Source organism: Enterobacter sp. 4974935 (genome assembly GCF_058661735.1).
Genome location: NZ_JBZWGT010000003.1, coordinates 4,091,996 through 4,111,295, shown reverse-complemented (window position 1 = coordinate 4,111,295; position 19,300 = coordinate 4,091,996). Strand labels below are relative to the sequence as shown.

Annotated in this window: 14 protein-coding genes and 1 riboswitch; of the genes, 4 read left to right on the top strand and 10 right to left on the bottom strand. The window is 55.7% G+C overall.

What is annotated here, in order from left to right; genetic code table 11:
* Positions 1 to 98 precede the first annotated feature (98 nt).
* Positions 99 to 4,127: a DNA-directed RNA polymerase subunit beta gene (gene rpoB, locus AC4OVS_RS20850; RefSeq protein ID WP_023299068.1), complete on the top strand. Its 4,029-nt coding sequence runs from the start codon at positions 99 to 101 to the stop codon at positions 4,125 to 4,127.
* 76 nt (positions 4,128 to 4,203) lie between these two features.
* A complete protein-coding gene (gene rpoC, locus AC4OVS_RS20845; protein WP_023299069.1) occupies positions 4,204 to 8,427 on the top strand; it encodes a DNA-directed RNA polymerase subunit beta' in 4,224 nt (1,407 codons plus the stop codon).
* 115 nt (positions 8,428 to 8,542) lie between these two features.
* On the opposite strand, the gene AC4OVS_RS20840 is transcribed toward rpoC, so the two are convergent.
* From AC4OVS_RS20840 to AC4OVS_RS20795, 10 genes are all read right to left on the bottom strand, one after another.
* The gene (locus tag AC4OVS_RS20840; RefSeq protein ID WP_003862327.1) at positions 8,543 to 8,860 is read right to left on the bottom strand and encodes a PTS lactose/cellobiose transporter subunit IIA; all 318 of its coding nucleotides are present in this window, start codon (positions 8,858 to 8,860) and stop codon (positions 8,543 to 8,545) included.
* Positions 8,860 to 9,168: a PTS sugar transporter subunit IIB gene (locus AC4OVS_RS20835; protein WP_010425948.1), complete on the bottom strand. Its 309-nt coding sequence runs from the start codon at positions 9,166 to 9,168 to the stop codon at positions 8,860 to 8,862. Before AC4OVS_RS20835 ends, AC4OVS_RS20840 begins: the two co-directional genes overlap by 1 nt.
* Before the next feature lie 180 nt (positions 9,169 to 9,348).
* A complete protein-coding gene (locus tag AC4OVS_RS20830; RefSeq protein WP_491922684.1) occupies positions 9,349 to 10,890 on the bottom strand; it encodes a sensor domain-containing diguanylate cyclase in 1,542 nt (513 codons plus the stop codon).
* Between the two features lie 333 nt (positions 10,891 to 11,223).
* Positions 11,224 to 12,357 carry a 2-iminoacetate synthase ThiH gene (gene thiH / locus AC4OVS_RS20825; RefSeq protein ID WP_022646704.1) on the bottom strand — a complete coding sequence of 378 codons (1,134 nt, stop codon included), beginning with the start codon at positions 12,355 to 12,357 and terminating at the stop codon, positions 11,224 to 11,226.
* Positions 12,357 to 13,124, bottom strand: a complete 768-nt coding sequence (gene thiG / locus AC4OVS_RS20820; RefSeq protein ID WP_022646705.1) for a thiazole synthase — start codon at positions 13,122 to 13,124, stop codon at positions 12,357 to 12,359. The genes thiH and thiG overlap by 1 nt, the downstream gene beginning before the upstream one ends.
* Before the next feature lies 1 nt (position 13,125).
* Complete coding sequence (thiS, locus tag AC4OVS_RS20815; protein ID WP_032626499.1) at positions 13,126 to 13,326, bottom strand: sulfur carrier protein ThiS; 201 nt, start codon at positions 13,324 to 13,326, stop codon at positions 13,126 to 13,128.
* On the bottom strand, positions 13,310 to 14,065 hold the full coding sequence (gene thiF / locus AC4OVS_RS20810; RefSeq protein ID WP_023305245.1) for a thiazole biosynthesis adenylyltransferase ThiF: 756 nt from the start codon (positions 14,063 to 14,065) through the stop codon (positions 13,310 to 13,312). Before thiF ends, thiS begins: the two co-directional genes overlap by 17 nt.
* Positions 14,052 to 14,693, bottom strand: coding sequence for a thiamine phosphate synthase (gene thiE, locus AC4OVS_RS20805; protein WP_481241920.1), 642 nt, complete (start codon positions 14,691 to 14,693; stop codon positions 14,052 to 14,054). Before thiE ends, thiF begins: the two co-directional genes overlap by 14 nt.
* On the bottom strand, positions 14,693 to 16,588 hold the full coding sequence (thiC, locus tag AC4OVS_RS20800; protein ID WP_491922683.1) for a phosphomethylpyrimidine synthase ThiC: 1,896 nt from the start codon (positions 16,586 to 16,588) through the stop codon (positions 14,693 to 14,695). The genes thiE and thiC overlap by 1 nt, the downstream gene beginning before the upstream one ends.
* Positions 16,589 to 16,666: 78 nt before the next feature.
* Positions 16,667 to 16,776, bottom strand: a riboswitch (TPP riboswitch).
* A gap of 54 nt (positions 16,777 to 16,830) precedes the next feature.
* Positions 16,831 to 17,328 carry an Rsd/AlgQ family anti-sigma factor gene (locus AC4OVS_RS20795; protein ID WP_023299075.1) on the bottom strand — a complete coding sequence of 166 codons (498 nt, stop codon included), beginning with the start codon at positions 17,326 to 17,328 and terminating at the stop codon, positions 16,831 to 16,833.
* A gap of 95 nt (positions 17,329 to 17,423) precedes the next feature.
* Here AC4OVS_RS20795 and nudC point away from each other — a divergent pair, with 95 nt between their 5' ends.
* Positions 17,424 to 18,197: an NAD(+) diphosphatase gene (gene nudC / locus AC4OVS_RS20790; protein ID WP_022646710.1), complete on the top strand. Its 774-nt coding sequence runs from the start codon at positions 17,424 to 17,426 to the stop codon at positions 18,195 to 18,197.
* 38 nt (positions 18,198 to 18,235) lie between these two features.
* On the top strand, positions 18,236 to 19,300 hold the full coding sequence (hemE, locus tag AC4OVS_RS20785) for a uroporphyrinogen decarboxylase (protein WP_023299076.1): 1,065 nt from the start codon (positions 18,236 to 18,238) through the stop codon (positions 19,298 to 19,300).

The window sequence follows — 19,300 nt, the reverse complement described above, 5'->3', positions numbered from 1 at the left end:
GCGGAAAGTATTCAATTTTCCGGTCCACAAAATGGTGTTGCACAAACTGTCCCTTCGTCGGACAGATGGGTCGACTTGTCAGCGAGCTGAGGAACCCTATGGTTTACTCCTATACCGAGAAAAAACGTATTCGTAAGGATTTTGGTAAACGTCCACAAGTTCTGGACATTCCATATCTCCTTTCTATCCAGCTTGACTCGTTCCAGAAGTTTATCGAGCAAGATCCTGAAGGGCAGTACGGCCTGGAAGCAGCCTTCCGTTCCGTGTTCCCGATTCAGAGCTACAGCGGTAATTCCGAGCTGCAGTACGTCAGCTACCGCCTTGGCGAACCGGTGTTTGACGTTCAGGAATGTCAGATCCGTGGCGTGACCTATTCCGCACCGCTGCGCGTAAAACTGCGTCTGGTGATCTACGAGCGCGAAGCGCCGGAAGGCACCGTAAAAGACATTAAAGAACAAGAAGTCTACATGGGTGAAATTCCACTCATGACGGACAACGGTACTTTCGTTATCAACGGTACTGAGCGTGTTATCGTTTCCCAGCTGCACCGTAGCCCGGGCGTCTTCTTCGACAGCGATAAAGGTAAAACGCACTCTTCCGGTAAAGTACTGTATAACGCACGCATCATTCCTTACCGTGGTTCATGGCTGGACTTCGAATTCGATCCAAAAGACAACCTGTTTGTCCGTATCGACCGTCGTCGTAAGCTGCCTGCAACCATCATTCTGCGTGCACTGAACTATACCACTGAGCAGATCCTGGACCTGTTCTTTGAGAAAGTGATCTTTGAAATCCGCGACAACAAGTTGCAGATGGAGTTGGTGCCGGAACGTCTGCGTGGTGAGACCGCGTCGTTCGACATCGAAGCCGACGGCAAAGTGTATGTGGAAAAAGGTCGCCGTATCACCGCGCGCCACATCCGCCAGCTGGAAAAAGATGATATCAAACACATCGAAGTTCCGGTTGAATACATTGCAGGAAAAGTAGCCGCGAAAGATTACGTTGATGAATCAACTGGCGAGCTGATCTGCCCGGCGAACATGGAGCTGAGCCTGGATCTGCTGGCTAAGCTGAGCCAGTCTGGCCACAAACGTATCGAAACGCTGTTCACCAACGATCTGGACCACGGTCCGTACATCTCTGAGACTGTACGCGTCGACCCAACCAACGATCGTCTGAGCGCGCTGGTTGAAATCTACCGCATGATGCGTCCTGGTGAGCCACCAACTCGCGAAGCGGCTGAAAGCCTGTTCGAGAACCTGTTCTTCTCCGAAGACCGCTACGATCTGTCCGCGGTAGGTCGTATGAAGTTCAACCGTTCTCTGCTGCGCGACGAAATCGAAGGTTCCGGTATCCTGAGCAAAGACGACATCATTGAAGTGATGAAGAAGCTCATCGATATCCGTAACGGTAAAGGCGAAGTGGACGATATCGACCACCTCGGCAACCGTCGTATCCGTTCCGTAGGCGAAATGGCGGAAAACCAGTTCCGCGTTGGCCTGGTTCGTGTAGAGCGTGCGGTGAAAGAGCGTCTGTCTCTGGGCGATCTGGATACCCTGATGCCTCAGGATATGATCAACGCCAAGCCGATTTCTGCGGCAGTGAAAGAGTTCTTCGGTTCCAGCCAGCTGTCTCAGTTCATGGACCAGAACAACCCGCTGTCTGAGATCACGCACAAACGTCGTATCTCTGCACTCGGCCCAGGCGGTCTGACCCGTGAACGTGCAGGCTTTGAAGTTCGAGACGTACACCCGACTCACTACGGTCGCGTATGTCCAATCGAAACGCCTGAAGGTCCAAACATCGGTCTGATCAACTCCCTGTCCGTGTACGCACAGACAAACGAATACGGTTTCCTTGAGACCCCGTATCGTAAAGTGACCGACGGTGTGGTTACCGACGAAATTCATTACCTGTCTGCTATCGAAGAAGGCAACTACGTTATCGCTCAGGCGAACTCCAACCTGGATGACGAAGGCCACTTTGTAGAAGATCTGGTTACCTGCCGTAGCAAAGGCGAATCCAGCCTGTTCAGCCGCGACCAGGTTGACTACATGGACGTATCCACCCAACAGGTGGTATCCGTCGGTGCGTCCCTGATCCCGTTCCTGGAACACGATGACGCCAACCGTGCATTGATGGGTGCGAACATGCAACGTCAGGCCGTTCCAACTCTGCGTGCTGATAAGCCGCTGGTTGGTACCGGTATGGAACGTGCTGTTGCCGTTGATTCTGGTGTTACAGCAGTTGCTAAGCGTGGCGGTACCGTTCAGTACGTTGACGCATCCCGTATCGTTATCAAAGTTAACGAAGACGAGATGTATCCGGGCGAAGCGGGTATCGACATCTACAACCTGACCAAATACACCCGTTCTAACCAGAACACCTGTATCAACCAGATGCCTTGCGTATCTCTGGGTGAGCCAGTTGAGCGCGGCGACGTGCTGGCAGACGGTCCGTCCACCGACCTCGGTGAACTGGCGCTCGGTCAGAACATGCGCGTAGCGTTCATGCCGTGGAACGGTTACAACTTCGAAGACTCCATCCTCGTCTCCGAGCGTGTGGTTCAGGAAGATCGTTTCACCACCATCCACATTCAGGAACTGGCCTGTGTGTCCCGTGACACCAAGCTGGGGCCAGAAGAGATCACTGCCGACATCCCTAACGTGGGTGAAGCTGCGCTCTCCAAACTGGATGAATCCGGTATTGTTTACATCGGTGCGGAAGTGACCGGCGGCGACATTCTGGTTGGTAAGGTTACACCGAAAGGCGAAACCCAGCTGACGCCAGAAGAGAAACTGCTGCGTGCTATCTTCGGTGAGAAAGCGTCTGACGTTAAAGACTCTTCTCTGCGCGTACCAAACGGTGTTTCCGGTACGGTTATCGACGTTCAGGTCTTCACTCGTGACGGCGTTGAGAAAGATAAGCGTGCGCTGGAAATCGAAGAGATGCAGCTCAAACAGGCTAAGAAAGACCTGTCTGAAGAACTGCAAATCCTCGAAGCGGGTCTGTTCAGCCGTATCTATGCGGTGCTGGTTGCCGGTGGCGTTGAAGCTGAGAAGCTCGACAAACTGCCACGCGATCGCTGGCTGGAGCTGGGCCTGACCGACGAAGAGAAACAGAATCAGCTGGAACAGCTGGCTGAGCAGTATGACGAACTGAAACACGAGTTCGAGAAAAAACTCGAAGCGAAACGCCGCAAAATCACTCAGGGCGACGATCTGGCACCAGGCGTGCTGAAGATTGTTAAGGTGTATCTGGCTGTTAAACGTCAGATCCAGCCTGGTGACAAGATGGCAGGTCGTCACGGTAACAAGGGTGTTATCTCTAAGATCAACCCGATCGAAGATATGCCGCACGATGCTAACGGTACGCCGGTAGATATCGTACTGAACCCACTGGGTGTACCGTCTCGTATGAACATCGGTCAGATCCTGGAAACCCACCTGGGTATGGCTGCGAAAGGTATCGGCGACAAGATTAACGCCATGCTGAAGCAGCAGGAAGAAGTCGCGAAACTGCGCGAGTTCATCCAGCGTGCCTACGATCTGGGTACTGACGTGCGTCAGAAAGTCGACCTGAACACCTTCAGCGATGATGAAGTTCTGCGTCTGGCGGAAAACCTGCGTAAGGGTATGCCAATTGCAACGCCGGTATTCGACGGTGCAAAAGAAGCTGAAATTAAAGAACTGCTGCAACTGGGTGGTCTGCCAACGTCTGGTCAGATTACGCTGTTTGACGGCCGTACCGGTGAACAGTTCGAGCGTCCGGTAACCGTAGGTTACATGTACATGCTGAAACTGAACCACCTGGTCGACGACAAGATGCACGCTCGTTCTACCGGTTCTTACAGCCTGGTTACTCAGCAGCCGCTGGGTGGTAAGGCTCAGTTCGGTGGTCAGCGCTTCGGGGAGATGGAAGTGTGGGCGCTGGAAGCATACGGCGCAGCATACACCCTGCAGGAAATGCTCACCGTTAAGTCTGATGACGTGAATGGTCGTACTAAGATGTATAAGAACATCGTAGACGGCAACCATCAGATGGAGCCGGGCATGCCAGAATCCTTCAACGTACTGTTGAAAGAGATTCGTTCGCTGGGTATCAACATCGAACTGGAAGACGAGTAATTCTCGCTCAAACAGGTCACTGGTGTCGGGTTAACCCCCGACACCAGATTGTGCTAACTCCGACGGGAGCAAATCCGTGAAAGATTTATTAAAGTTTCTGAAAGCGCAGACTAAAACCGAAGAGTTTGATGCGATCAAAATTGCTCTGGCTTCGCCAGACATGATCCGTTCATGGTCTTTTGGTGAAGTTAAAAAGCCGGAAACCATCAACTACCGTACGTTCAAACCTGAGCGTGACGGCCTTTTCTGTGCGCGTATTTTCGGGCCAGTAAAAGACTACGAGTGCCTGTGCGGTAAGTACAAGCGCCTGAAACACCGTGGTGTGATCTGTGAGAAGTGCGGCGTTGAAGTGACCCAGACCAAAGTACGCCGTGAGCGTATGGGCCACATTGAGCTGGCGTCTCCAACTGCTCACATCTGGTTCCTGAAATCTCTGCCGTCCCGTATCGGCCTGCTGCTGGATATGCCGCTGCGCGATATCGAACGTGTTCTGTACTTCGAATCTTATGTTGTGATCGAAGGCGGGATGACGAATCTGGAACGTAACCAGATCCTGACCGAAGAACAGTATCTGGACGCGCTGGAAGAGTTCGGTGACGAATTCGACGCGAAGATGGGTGCGGAAGCTATCCAGGCCCTGCTGAAGAGCATGGATCTGGAGCAAGAGTGTGAAACTCTGCGCGAAGAGCTGAACGAAACCAACTCCGAAACCAAGCGTAAAAAGCTGACCAAGCGTATCAAACTGCTGGAAGCGTTCGTACAGTCTGGTAACAAACCAGAGTGGATGATCCTGACCGTTCTGCCGGTTCTGCCGCCAGATCTGCGTCCGCTGGTTCCGCTGGATGGTGGTCGTTTCGCAACGTCGGATCTGAACGATCTGTACCGTCGCGTGATCAACCGTAACAACCGTCTGAAACGTCTGCTGGATCTGGCTGCGCCGGACATCATCGTACGCAACGAAAAACGTATGCTGCAGGAAGCGGTAGATGCCCTGCTGGATAACGGTCGTCGCGGTCGTGCGATCACCGGTTCTAACAAACGTCCTCTGAAATCTTTGGCCGACATGATCAAAGGTAAGCAGGGTCGTTTCCGTCAGAACCTGCTCGGTAAGCGTGTTGACTACTCCGGTCGTTCTGTAATCACCGTAGGTCCATACCTGCGTCTGCATCAGTGCGGTCTGCCGAAGAAAATGGCTCTGGAGCTGTTCAAACCGTTCATCTACGGCAAGCTGGAACTGCGTGGCCTGGCCACCACCATCAAAGCCGCTAAGAAAATGGTTGAGCGTGAAGAAGCTGTCGTTTGGGATATCCTGGACGAAGTAATCCGCGAACACCCGGTACTGCTGAACCGTGCACCAACTCTGCACCGTTTGGGTATCCAGGCATTTGAGCCAGTCCTGATCGAAGGTAAAGCGATCCAGCTGCACCCGCTGGTTTGTGCGGCCTATAACGCCGACTTCGATGGTGATCAGATGGCTGTTCACGTACCGCTGACGCTGGAAGCCCAGCTCGAAGCGCGTGCGCTGATGATGTCTACCAACAACATCCTGTCTCCAGCGAACGGTGAACCTATCATCGTTCCTTCTCAGGACGTTGTATTGGGTCTGTACTATATGACCCGTGACTGTGTTAACGCCAAAGGCGAAGGCATGGTGCTGACTGGCCCGAAAGAAGCTGAGCGTATTTATCGCGCTGGCCTGGCCTCTCTGCATGCGCGCGTTAAAGTGCGTATCACCGAATACGAAAAAGATGAAAACGGCGAATTCGTGGCGATTACCAGCCTGAAAGACACGACCGTTGGCCGTGCGATTCTGTGGATGATCGTACCGAAAGGTCTGCCTTTCTCCATCGTCAACCAGGCGCTGGGCAAGAAAGCGATCTCCAAAATGCTGAACACCTGTTACCGCATTCTGGGCCTGAAGCCGACCGTTATCTTCGCTGACCAGACAATGTATACCGGCTTTGCTTATGCAGCGCGTTCAGGTGCATCTGTTGGTATCGATGACATGGTCATCCCAGAGAAGAAACACGAGATCATCTCTGAAGCGGAAGCTGAAGTTGCTGAGATCCAGGAGCAGTTCCAGTCTGGTCTGGTAACCGCAGGCGAACGTTACAACAAAGTTATCGATATCTGGGCTGCGGCGAACGATCGTGTATCCAAAGCGATGATGGATAACCTGCAAACCGAAACCGTGATTAACCGTGACGGCGTAGAAGAGCAGCAGGTCTCCTTCAACAGCATCTACATGATGGCCGACTCCGGTGCGCGTGGTTCTGCGGCACAGATTCGTCAGCTGGCAGGTATGCGTGGTCTGATGGCGAAGCCAGATGGCTCCATCATCGAAACGCCAATCACCGCGAACTTCCGTGAAGGTCTGAACGTACTCCAGTACTTCATCTCCACGCACGGTGCGCGTAAAGGTCTGGCGGATACCGCACTGAAAACGGCGAACTCCGGTTATCTGACGCGTCGTCTGGTTGACGTTGCGCAGGATCTGGTCGTCACCGAAGACGATTGTGGCACCCTCGAAGGTATCACCATGACCCCGGTTATCGAGGGTGGTGATGTTAAAGAGCCGCTGCGCGATCGCGTACTGGGTCGTGTGACCGCGGAAGACATCCTGAAGCCGGGCACCGCAGACATTCTGGTTCCACGCAACACTCTGCTGCACGAACAGTGGTGTGACCTGCTGGAAGCGAACTCTGTTGACTCTGTGAAAGTGCGTTCCGTTGTATCCTGTGACACCGACTTTGGTGTGTGTGCGCACTGCTATGGTCGTGACCTGGCGCGTGGCCACATCATCAACAAAGGTGAGGCTATCGGCGTTATCGCGGCACAGTCCATCGGTGAGCCGGGTACACAGCTGACGATGCGTACGTTCCACATCGGTGGTGCGGCATCTCGTGCGGCTGCTGAATCCAGCATCCAGGTGAAAAACAAAGGTAGCATCAAGCTCAGCAACGCGAAGTCTGTTGTTAACTCCGCAGGCAAGCTGGTTGTGACTTCTCGTAACACCGAGCTGAAGTTGATCGACGAATTCGGTCGTACCAAAGAGAGCTATAAAGTGCCTTACGGTGCGGTTATGGCGAAAGGTGATGGCGAGCAGGTTGCCGGCGGCGAAACCGTAGCAAACTGGGATCCACACACCATGCCGGTTATCACCGAAGTAAGTGGTTTCATCCGCTTCACTGACATGATCGACGGCCAGACCATTACTCGTCAGACCGACGAGCTGACCGGTCTGTCTTCTCTGGTGGTTCTGGATTCTGCTGAACGTACTACCGGTGGTAAAGATCTGCGTCCTGCACTGAAAATCGTTGATGCTCAGGGTAACGACGTTCTGATCCCTGGCACCGATATGCCTGCGCAGTACTTCCTGCCGGGTAAAGCGATTGTACAGCTGGAAGATGGCGTACAGATCAGCTCTGGTGACACCCTGGCGCGTATTCCTCAGGAATCCGGCGGTACCAAGGACATCACCGGTGGTCTGCCACGCGTTGCGGACCTGTTCGAAGCACGTCGTCCGAAAGAGCCTGCTATCCTGGCTGAAATCAGCGGTATCATCTCCTTCGGTAAAGAGACCAAAGGTAAGCGCCGTCTGGTTATCACGCCAGTAGATGGCAGCGAGCCGTACGAAGAGATGATTCCTAAGTGGCGTCAGCTCAACGTGTTCGAAGGTGAACGCGTGGAACGTGGTGACGTGGTCTCCGATGGTCCAGAAGCGCCGCACGACATCCTGCGTCTGCGTGGTGTGCATGCTGTTACTCGTTACATTGTTAACGAAGTACAGGACGTATACCGTCTGCAGGGCGTTAAGATTAACGATAAGCACATCGAAGTTATCGTTCGTCAGATGCTGCGTAAAGCAACCATCGAAAACGCGGGCAGCTCCGACTTCCTGGAAGGCGAGCAGGTTGAATACTCACGCGTTAAGATCGCTAACCGCGATCTGGAAGCGAACGGCAAAATCGGTGCGACCTTTGCACGCGATCTGCTGGGTATCACCAAAGCGTCTCTGGCAACCGAGTCCTTCATCTCTGCTGCATCGTTCCAGGAAACCACTCGTGTCCTGACCGAAGCGGCTGTTGCAGGTAAACGTGATGAACTGCGCGGTCTGAAAGAGAACGTTATCGTGGGTCGTCTGATTCCGGCCGGTACCGGTTATGCGTACCACCAGGATCGTATGCGTCGTCGTGCAGCGGGTGAACTGCCAGCTGCACCGCAGGTGACTGCCGAAGATGCATCCGCGAGCCTTGCAGAACTGCTGAACGCAGGTCTGGGCGGTTCCGACAACGAGTAATCGTTGATGCCCGGTAGGTAAAATTACCGGGCATATGAATCACAGGTCGGGTAAGCGCAGCGTCACCCGACAATAAAAAACCCGCCTCGGCGGGTTTTTTTACGTCTGTATGTCTTCAATTCACTAACGGGATGCGTCGATAAAGCTCAATCATATCGCCCGCCAGATCCTGAATGACCATCGCGTTCATCAGGTGATCCTGAGAGTGAACGGTGATCAGGTTAACCGGAAGTTTCCCGGTCCCTTCGTCAAGACCGATGAGCTGCGTCTGGATAGTATGCGCATGTTTCACATATTCACGCGACTCTTCCATCGCTTTCTCGGCTTCGTCAAAGTCACCTTTTCGCGCCATCTGCAACGCTGTCAGGGCCGCACTGCGCGCCGCACCTGCATTGACCAGTAGCTCCATGATTGTCGTTTCTAAGTCTTCCATTATGACTCCAGCAGCTTGAGCGCTTTTTCCAGTACGGCATCACCTTTCATCATGCCGTAATCCATCATGTCGATAACCGCGACCTTTTTTCCGAGCGGATCGGCCTGCGCCTGGAGTTTTGCCTGTTCGTATTTAACCTGTGGCCCCAGTAATACGATATCAGCCGTCGCGATGTTATCTTTAAACTCCGCGACCGGAACGGCTTTAATGGTTACTTCGACTCCTTTTTTCTGCGCGGCATCTTTCATACGTTGAACCAGCATGCTGGTTGACATTCCCGCTGCACAGCATAAAACGATGTTCTTCATAGTCAGCCTCGATCTACATGTGTTTATTGATAATTATCCCGCGCAGACCGCTTCAACAACCGCTTTACCGCGATTGTGTGTCAGGCATCACAAAGAAATCGGCATTTTTCTGAAACCGGTTACAATTTTATACATGAAAGCATTCTGCCCGTCTTAACGGGCGGAATTTCAGGAAGGGTATTATCGGCTGGCCGTGCTTACGATGCGGTTTTTACCCTGTTGTTTAGCGGTATACAGCGCTTCATCTACGCTGCCGATAAATTGTTCCAGCGGTTCGAAGTGCCACTCTCCCACCCCCGCGCTGAAGGTTACTCGCAGGTTCTCTTCCCGCCAGGTCCGTTTTTCCACGGCGGTGCGCCAGGCTTCCAGTAGCGCGTGCGCGGAGTTCATCAGCTCGGCCGGGAAAATCACCCCGAACTCTTCCCCACCGTAGCGGTAAACGGAAACGTGGTGCGGCTGCATGATCTGAATACCTTCGCGCGCCACGCTGCGCAGAACAATATCCCCGCTCAGGTGGCCCCAGGTGTCGTTAATAGATTTGAAGTTATCGATATCGACCAGCGCCAGAACGAAGGGTTGATGAGCGGTCAGCAGCTCATCCACATCGTTGTCGAAAGCACGGCGGTTCTTGCAGCCTGTCAGCGCATCATGGGTGGCCTGACGGACATAGGCCATCTCACGTTCCTTATTGGTTCGAATGGTATGGCTGAGCATCGCCTCAAGACGTGGCGCCTGATTGACGTCTCCGGTTTTGATGGCGTTGATAATGTTCATCAGCACAGAACGCGAGGCATGGCGCAGGTAGAGCCCGAACAGAATGATGATGATTGCCGCCAGCGCAAATCCCCAGCCGACGACGGTGGTTTCATGCCGGGTGATGACGGAAAGCGTGGCATCGGAGACCCGATAAATCACAAACCAGTCCGGATTGGTGAAAGAGTAGAAGTAATACCAGGTTTTACTTTTGGGGTCGAAAAGATGCCCTTCGCCGCTGGTCATTTTGTCCATCAGCGCTTCGCTTACGTACTGCTTAAAGAGCGCCCCCGTGTCCGGATGCAGCACAACGGCGCCGTCACGTTCCACGACAAAAAACTCACCCTGAACCGGTGCCACCATCTGGCGCAGGGTATACCCCATGGAGGGTAAATCAAGATGGAAAGCGAGCGTGCCCTTCAGACGGCCTTCCGGTGAAATGACCGGTTTATAGAGGGTGACCGTAGGATGTTGGGTGAAATAGTCCAGATAGGGGCGGGTGTAGTGAGGAAAGTTGCTGGCTTCCGCTTGCCCGATAAACCATGGGCGTGTTCGTGCGTCGAACGACCTACTCTTCTCCGTTGGCAGTACTTCCGGCGCGCGCAGATGGTGCCCTTCGGTGTCCGCAAGAGAGATAGACGACACCGTCGGCATCAGATTCTGCAAATGCATTAACATCTGCAAACCCTGTGTCGGATCGATATTTATCGTCTGATTCACTCTGTCTTCACGGGCGTAGTACATCGCAGCGCGACCAAGAATATAGTCGTTTTCTCGCAGAATGGATTCGGTATAGTTCACCGCCAGATTATGGGTGAAGTTACCATTAATTTTATGATAATCCTCAATAAAATCCTTCCGTTGTGAAAGGATGACCAGAATCGCGATTATCGCGAAACTGAACAGAATCCCCGCGAAGCTGACCATAATTGGTCGGGTGAAAGAGAGCTTTTTACTGTGGAGTGCCATGAGTTGTGCATCAATCCAGATGGTAGACGCGTTGCGTCTGTCGATATCCTCAGCATAGTCGCTGTCAGATTGCTGGTAGTAAATTATACAGAAAGCGATTTCCGACGGGTTGATTTATCTTAAGAGTAGATAAGAAACGACGTATTTATTTTATCAATTGAAATTTTGTTTAAGGGGCGGAGGGCAGGGCGAAACGAGGAAGAAGCATTTTCACCCTGGTCAGCGTCCGTTGCTGACGTGGTTAATCCTAATAAAACCGGGCAGATCTCCTCAATCGCCCGGCGTTGATCTTACGAGCCGTCTCGTAACCTTTCCGCGTTGTTGCAGGCGGTTTCAGCGCAAATGCGAAGCTCTTCCCAGCCAGCTGTCCCAGTCTTTCCACACGGGCTGTAGCCCCTGTGCAGTCAGGGCTTCCGCCACCGCGTCGGGCCGTCGTCCGTCGTGCGGTGCAAACTGTTCCAGTTCCGGGCGATCGTCTGCGTAACCGCCCGGCTGCGTTTTGGAAAAGGCGCTGACGTTGTTGATCGCCAGAGGGATCGCGCGGTCGCGAAACGCGGGGGATTCACGCGTGGAGAGCGACAATTCCACTTCCGGCGCGAACAGGCGAAATGCGCACAGGGTTTGCACCAGCTGGCGCTCATCCATCAGCGAGGCGGGTTCAATGCCTCCCGTACACGGACGCAGCCGTGGGAATGAGATGGAATAGCGGCTTTGCCAGTAGTACTGCTGTAGCCACAGCAGATGCTCTGCCACCATATAGCAGTCAACCCGCCAGCTGTCGGACAGACCGATAAGCGCGCCCAGCCCAATTTTATCGATACCGGCGCGCCCCAGCCTGTCCGGCGTTTCCAGCCGGAAGATGAAATCCTGCTTCTTCCCTTTCAGGTGATGCCGGGCATAGGTCGCCTCGTGGTAGGTTTCCTGATAGACCATGACGCCGTCCAGCCCAAGGGTTTTCAGTTCCGCATATTCCTCTTGCGACAGAGGCTGCACTTCCATTTGCAATGAGGCAAATTCGCGGCGGATGGCCGGAAGATGCTGGCGAAAATAGTCCATCCCCACTTTGCCCTGATGTTCACCCGTCACCAGTAAGAGATGTTCAAAACCCATCTCACGAATAGCCGCACACTCGCGGGCGATCTCATGCTCATCCAGCGTTTTACGCTTAATGCGGTTGCTCATTGAGAAGCCACAGTAGGTGCAGTCGTTGGCGCACAGATTAGAGAGATAAAGCGGCACGTAAAAGCTCACCGTGTTGCCAAAGCGCTGGCGGGTAAGGCGTTGCGCGCGCTGCGCCATCGGTTCAAGGTATGCGCTGGCTGCCGGAGAAAGCAGGGCCATCAAATCCTCGCGGGTCACATGCCGGGCTGTTAATGCCCGCTCTACGTCCGCAGAGGTTTTACTGTTGATGCGTAAGGCAATATCGTCCCAGTTAAGCTGACGCCAGCGATCGGTAAAGGTAGCCATCAGAGTGCCTCCAGAAAACCGGTCAGCGGGCTGGTGGCCTGCGCCTGAAAGCTGCGCGAGCCGGGGCCGGACTGTCGTGCCAGCAGACCGGACTCCACGGCAAGGCGGAACGCACGCGCCATCATCACCGGGTCGTCGGCCACCGCAATCGCGGTATTGACCAGCACCGCATCGGCCCCCATCTCCAGCGCCTGCGCGGCATGACTGGGTACGCCGATGCCCGCATCCACCACCACGGGCACGGTCGCCTGCTCGATGATGATCTCCAGCATCGCGCGGGTCTCCAGTCCCTGGTTGGAGCCAATGGGCGCCCCTAACGGCATCACGGCCGCGCAGCCGGCCTCTTCCAGACGCTTACACAGCACGGGATCGGCACCACAGTAGGGCAGAACGGTGAATCCCTGCTGCACCAGCGTCTCTGCCGCTTTCAGGGTTTCGATCGGATCGGGCAACAGCCAGCGGGCGTCCGGATGAATTTCCAGCTTCAGCCAGCAGGTGCCGAGCGCTTCCCGGGCCAGATGCGCAGCGAAAATTGCTTCCTCGGCCGTTTTCGCACCGGAGGTATTGGGTAAGAGCGTCACGCCTGCCTCCAGTAACGGCGCAAGTATGGCATCGTTGTGCTGACGCAGATCCACGCGCTTCATCGCCAGCGTCACCAGCTGGCTGCCGCTTTCACGAATAGCATCCACCATTAGCTGCGGGGAGGCGAATTTTCCGGTTCCGGTAAACAGATGTGAATCAAAGACTTTGTCGGCAATACGTAACATCTCAGCCCCCAGCGATAACCTGAAACAGCAGGATCTGGTCGCCTTCAATGACCTGCTGATGTTCCCACCGCTCGCGCGGCAGGATCTGTTGATTGAGCGCCAGTGCCGTTCCCGGCTTCAGCTGGCGCAGCGTGTCGAGCAGGGCGGCAACGGTGAGATCGTCGTCACACGTCATCGGCTCATCGTTAAACAGAATGCGCATCGCGGCCTCCGCATACCGGGCAGCGGTTGGCGCGGTTTAACGCCAGATGGCGCCAGCCGCTGGAACGGGCGTCGAACAGCCGGAGCGTGTTGCGCTCTGTTTCCATGCCGCTGAGCAACTTGATGGCTTCCAGCGCCTGAAGGGTACCCATCACGCCCACCACCGGCCCAAGAATGCCAGCCGTGCGGCAGTTACGCTCCGGTTCAGCCTCGTCCGGCCACAGGCAGCGGTAGCAGCCCTGCGCCCACGGCGGCGTAAGCACCATTATCTGCCCGCCGAAACCGACCGCGCTGGCGGTGATCAGCGGCGTGTTCTGTGCAACACAGGCCGCATTAATGGCCTGACGCGTTGCCATATTGTCCGTGCAGTCCAGCACCACGTCGGCAAGGGCAACTTCGCGTTGCAGATCTTCTCCGCTCAGCCGCGTCTGGAGCGCCACCAGTTCAATATCGGGGTTAAGCTGGTTCAGCCGCTTGCGCGTAACCTGTGCTTTAGGCTGGTTAACATCTTCTGTCGTGAAGAGGATTTGCCGTTGCAGGTTGCTGAGGTGTACCTCATCGTCATCGGCCAGTACCAGCGTTCCCGCGCCCGCCCCGGCCAGATACAGCGCGGCGGGCGCGCCCAAGCCACCCAAACCGACAATCAGTACCCGGCTGGCGAGCAGCTTTTGCTGCCCGTCAATGGCGATATCCTCCAGCAGGATCTGGCGGCTGTAGCGCATAAAATCACGATCTTTCATCGCCTGCTCCTGCCAGTTGTAAAAGCCGTGCGGTGGCGGCCTGCCAGTCTGCGGCCTGGGTGATAGCGCTGACGACGGCGATACTGCCGACGCCGGTTTCCAGCACGGCGGGCGCACGTTCAAGGCTGATCCCGCCGATGGCGACGGTGGGGTAATCGGCAAGGCGCTTAACGTGGGCTGCCAGCTGAGCCAAACCCTGTGGGGCAGACGGCATCTGTTTGGTTTGCGTCGGGAAAACGTGGCCGAGGGCGATGTAGGAGGGGCGGGCCGCCAGCGCCACGTCGATCTCCATATCATCGTGGGTGGAAACGCCCAGCCGCAGACCGGCGTTACGGATTGCGTTGAGATCGGTCGTTTCCAGATCTTCCTGTCCCAGATGCACGCCATACGCCTGGTGTTTAACCGCCAGCCGCCAGTAGTCGTTGATAAACAGGCGGGCGTGGTAGCGACGTCCCAGCGCGATAGCGGCGGCCACGTCGGCCTCCACCTCTTCGTCGCGTTTATCCTTGATGCGCAGCTGGAGGGTGCGAACGCCTGCCTCCAGCAAGCGCTCTATCCACGCCACGCTGTCCACCACCGGGTAAAGCCCTAAGCGGAAGGGGACAGGTGGGAAATCGGGCTGGTACATTACGCCTCCTCCTTTTTGAGGTAGATTTCGCCGCCTTTGGCGCGGAAGGTTTCGGACATGTCTGCCATGCGGACTTCAATGGTCTGCGCGGCGGCGTAGTCGCGCACCTCCTGGCTGATTTTCATCGAGCAGAACTTCGGCCCACACATGGAGCAGAAGTGCGCGACTTTGCCCGATTCCTGCGGCAGGGTTTCGTCGTGGTAGGCGCGGGCGGTGAACGGATCCAGCGCCAGGTTGAACTGGTCTTCCCAGCGGAATTCAAAGCGCGCTTTGGACATGGCGTTGTCGCGAATTTGCGCGCCCGGATGGCCTTTCGCCAGATCCGCCGCGTGGGCGGCAATCTTGTAGGTAATCAGTCCCTGCTTCACGTCCTCTTTGTTTGGCAGCCCGAGGTGCTCTTTCGGCGTCACGTAGCAGAGCATGGCGCAGCCGAACCAGCCGATCATCGCCGCGCCGATCCCGGAAGTGAAGTGGTCATAGCCCGGCGCAATATCGGTGGTCAACGGCCCCAGGGTGTAGAACGGTGCTTCGTGGCAGTGCTCCAGCTCCTCGGTCATGTTGCGGCGGATCATCTGCATCGGTACATGGCCCGGGCCTTCAATCATCACCTGCACATCGTACTCCCAGGCGATTTTGGTCAGCTCGCCCAGCGTGTGCAGCTCGGCAAACTGCGCCTCGTCGTTCGCGTCACGGATGGAGCCAGGACGCAGGCCGTCGCCCAGCGACAGAGAAACGTCATAAGCGGCGCAGATCTCGCAGATTTCGCGGAAGTGCTCGTAGAGGAAGTTTTCCTGATGATGGGAAAGGCACCATTTCGCCATAATCGAACCGCCGCGTGAGACGATACCGGTCAGACGCTTCGCGGTCATCGGCACGTAGCGCAGCAGCACGCCCGCGTGAATGGTGAAGTAGTCCACGCCCTGTTCCGCCTGCTCCAGCAGCGTGTCGCGGAACGCTTCCCAGGTGAGGTTTTCGGCGATACCGTTTACCTTCTCCAGCGCCTGATAAATCGGGACGGTGCCAATCGGCACCGGGCTGTTACGCAGGATCCATTCGCGGGTTTCGTGAATGTAACGGCCGGTGGAGAGGTCCATCACCGTGTCCGCGCCCCAGCGCGTTGACCAGACCAGCTTTTCCACCTCTTCTTCGATGGAAGAGGTGACGGCAGAGTTGCCGATGTTGGCGTTGACCTTCACCAGGAAGTTGCGGCCGATAATCATCGGCTCGGATTCCGGGTGGTTGATGTTGGCGGGAATAATCGCGCGCCCGGCGGCTACTTCATCACGCACGAATTCCGGCGTGATGTTCTCCGGCAGGCGAGCGCCAAACCCTTCACCCGGATGCTGGTGGCGCAGCACTTCGCTGCGAATGCGCTCGCGGCCCATGTTTTCGCGGATGGCGATGAACTCCATCTCCGGCGTGACGATACCCTGTCGCGCGTAGTGCAACTGGGTTACGCATTTGCCCGCTTTAGCGCGTTTCGGCGTCAGCAGGCCGGTAAAGCGCAGCTCGTCCAGACCGTCGTCGGCCAGGCGCGCGTTGGTGTACGCCGAGCTGCGCACGCTCAGTTCTTCGCAGTCGTTACGGGCATCAATCCACGGCTGGCGAAGCTTTGCCAGACCCTGCTGCACGTTGATAGCAACATCAGGATCGCCGTACGGGCCGGAGGTGTCATACACCGGCACGGCTTCGTTGTCTTCAAACTGCGGGTGCTCTTTGCTGCCGCCGATATGCGTCGGGCTGAGCTGGATTTCGCGCATCGGCACGCGGATATCGGCCTGTGAACCGGTGATGTAGATGCGCGTTGAGTTCGGGAAAGCGGTGCCTTCCAGGGTGTCGATGAAGCGTTGTGCGTGTTCGCGCTGTTCGCGGCGGGTCAGTTTTGTTGTAGACATAGCTCATTCCAGATGTGAAGGACATGGCTTGTCAGACGACGGATGAAGCAAGAGAAGATCGCCCGAGGGCGATACAACAGCAGTGTGACTCTTGTTCCCTTCGCAGGTATTAACCTGATCAGGTTCCGCGGATCCCGAATTAACGGTCTCAGCCCGTGCTTTCACACTGGGCACTCCGACAAGAAAAATCCCCCTCCGCAGAGGGGCGAATGGTTGTAAATTACTCGTTAACGATTAAGAACTCAAGCAGGGCGCGCAACGTTATCGCTGGTGCTGATAGTCAGGTTGTTGTCCAGCACGAGGGCGATGAGCTTGTCTTCCAGCGTGAATCGCTCTTCCAGTGCTTCGCCAAGGTCGGAAAGCGCCTGCTGAAACTCAAGATAGTTATCGTGATCGATAGCGTTCTCAAGCGTGGAATCGTAGTAGTCCATGATCTGCTGGGTGTTGGCTTCAAGCAACGGACAGAGTTTACTGGCCGCTAAATACGGCGTTGTCCCTTCCATTTCGCGGATAATGCGTTCATAAAGGTTGAAATGGCCGTCGGAGAGGTAGTCGACCAGGCTCTGACAAAAGTCGTCCAGCGCTTTTTCATTGAGTCGCATAAAGGATTCTTTGCCAGGCTTAAGACCAACCAGATTGTAATACGCCACAAGGAGATGCTTGCGCACATGTAGCCAGCGATCCACCAGGGTGTTACTTCCTCCAACGCGCTCAGTCAGGCTTTCCAGCTGGTTTAACATGGTCGACTCCATAAGGTTTAAAATGGGATCTGCTTATCCAAAATGTAACCACAATGCTAACAACATGTCAGTGAAGCGAAGGTAGTGCAATAGATATGGATCGTATTATTGAAAAATCAGATCTGGGTTGGTGGATCGTCAGCCACGAACAAAAATTATGGCTGCCCTCAGGAGAGTTGCCCTACGGTGCCGCGGAAACGTTCGATCTGGTGGGCCAGTCCGCGCTGAAGATCGGCGAGTGGCAGGGCGATCCCGTGTGGTTGATCCAACAGGCGCGCCGTCAGGATATGGGATCCGTACGTCAGGTGCTGGATCTGGACGTCGGCCTGTTCCAGCTGGCGGGGCGCGGCGTACAGCTGGCGGAGTTTTACCGCTCGCACAAATACTGCGGTTACTGCGGCCACACCATGCACCCGAGCAAAACCGAATGGGCGCTGCTCTGCGGCCACTGCCGTGAACGTTACTACCCGCAAATCGCACCGTGCATCATTGTCGCCATCCGCCGTGATGATTCCATCCTGCTGGCGCAGCATACCCGCCATCGCAACGGCATTCACACCGTCCTCGCCGGGTTCGTGGAAGTCGGCGAAACGCTGGAACAGGCGGTGGCGCGCGAGGTGATGGAGGAGAGCGGCATTAAGGTGAAAAACCTGCGCTATGTGACGTCGCAGCCGTGGCCGTTCCCGATGTCCCTGATGACCGCGTTTATGGCGGAATACGACAGCGGCGAGATTGTTATCGATCAGAAAGAGCTGCTGGAGGCGAACTGGTATCGCTACGACGATTTACCGCTGCTGCCCCCGCCGGGAACGGTGGCGCGTCGCCTGATAGAAGATACCGTGGCAATGTGTCGGGCCGAGTATGAGTAGTGTTACACTGACGGACTGACGCAATAAGGAACTGCAAAATGACCGAACTGAAGAACGATCGTTATCTGCGTGCGCTGCTGCGCCAGCCCGTTGATGTCACCCCGGTGTGGATGATGCGCCAGGCGGGACGCTATCTGCCAGAGTACAAAGCCACGCGTGCGCAGGCGGGCGATTTTATGTCGCTGTGCAAAAACGCCGAACTGGCCTGTGAGGTGACGCTCCAGCCGCTGCGCCGCTTCCCCCTCGATGCCGCCATTCTTTTTTCGGACATTCTTACCATTCCGGACGCGATGGGCCTTGGGCTCTATTTCGAAACCGGCGAGGGGCCGCGTTTTACCTCACCGATCAAAAGCAAAGCCGACGTTGATAAGCTGCCGATCCCCGATCCGGAAGGCGAGCTGGGCTATGTGATGAACGCCGTGCGCACCATCCGCCGCGAGCTCAAAGGCGACGTGCCGCTGATTGGCTTCTCCGGTAGTCCGTGGACGCTGGCAACCTACATGGTGGAAGGTGGCAGCAGCAAAGCCTTTACCGTCATCAAAAAGATGATGTACGCAGAGCCGCAGGCCCTGCATGCCCTGCTCGACAAGCTGGCGAAGAGCGTCACGCTCTATCTCAACGCGCAGATTAAAGCGGGCGCGCAGTCGGTGATGATTTTCGACACCTGGGGCGGCGTGCTGACCGGGCGTGATTATCAGCAGTTCTCCCTGTACTACATGCACAAAATTGTCGATGGTCTGCTGCGTGAAAACGAAGGCCGTCGCGTGCCGGTAACGCTGTTTACGAAAGGCGGCGGTCAGTGGCTGGAAGCGATGGCGGCCACCGGCTGTGATGCGCTGGGCCTCGACTGGACCACTGATATTGCCGATGCGCGTCGTCGCGTGGGGGATAAAGTGGCGCTCCAGGGCAACATGGACCCGTCCATGCTCTATGCACAGCCTGCCCGTATCGAAGAAGAAGTGTCGACTATACTGTCTGGTTTCGGCCAGGGCGAAGGCCACGTCTTCAACCTTGGTCACGGTATTCATCAGGATGTACCGCCAGAACACGCTGGCGTATTTGTGGAGGCGGTGCATCGGCTTTCTGCCCAGTATCACAAGTAA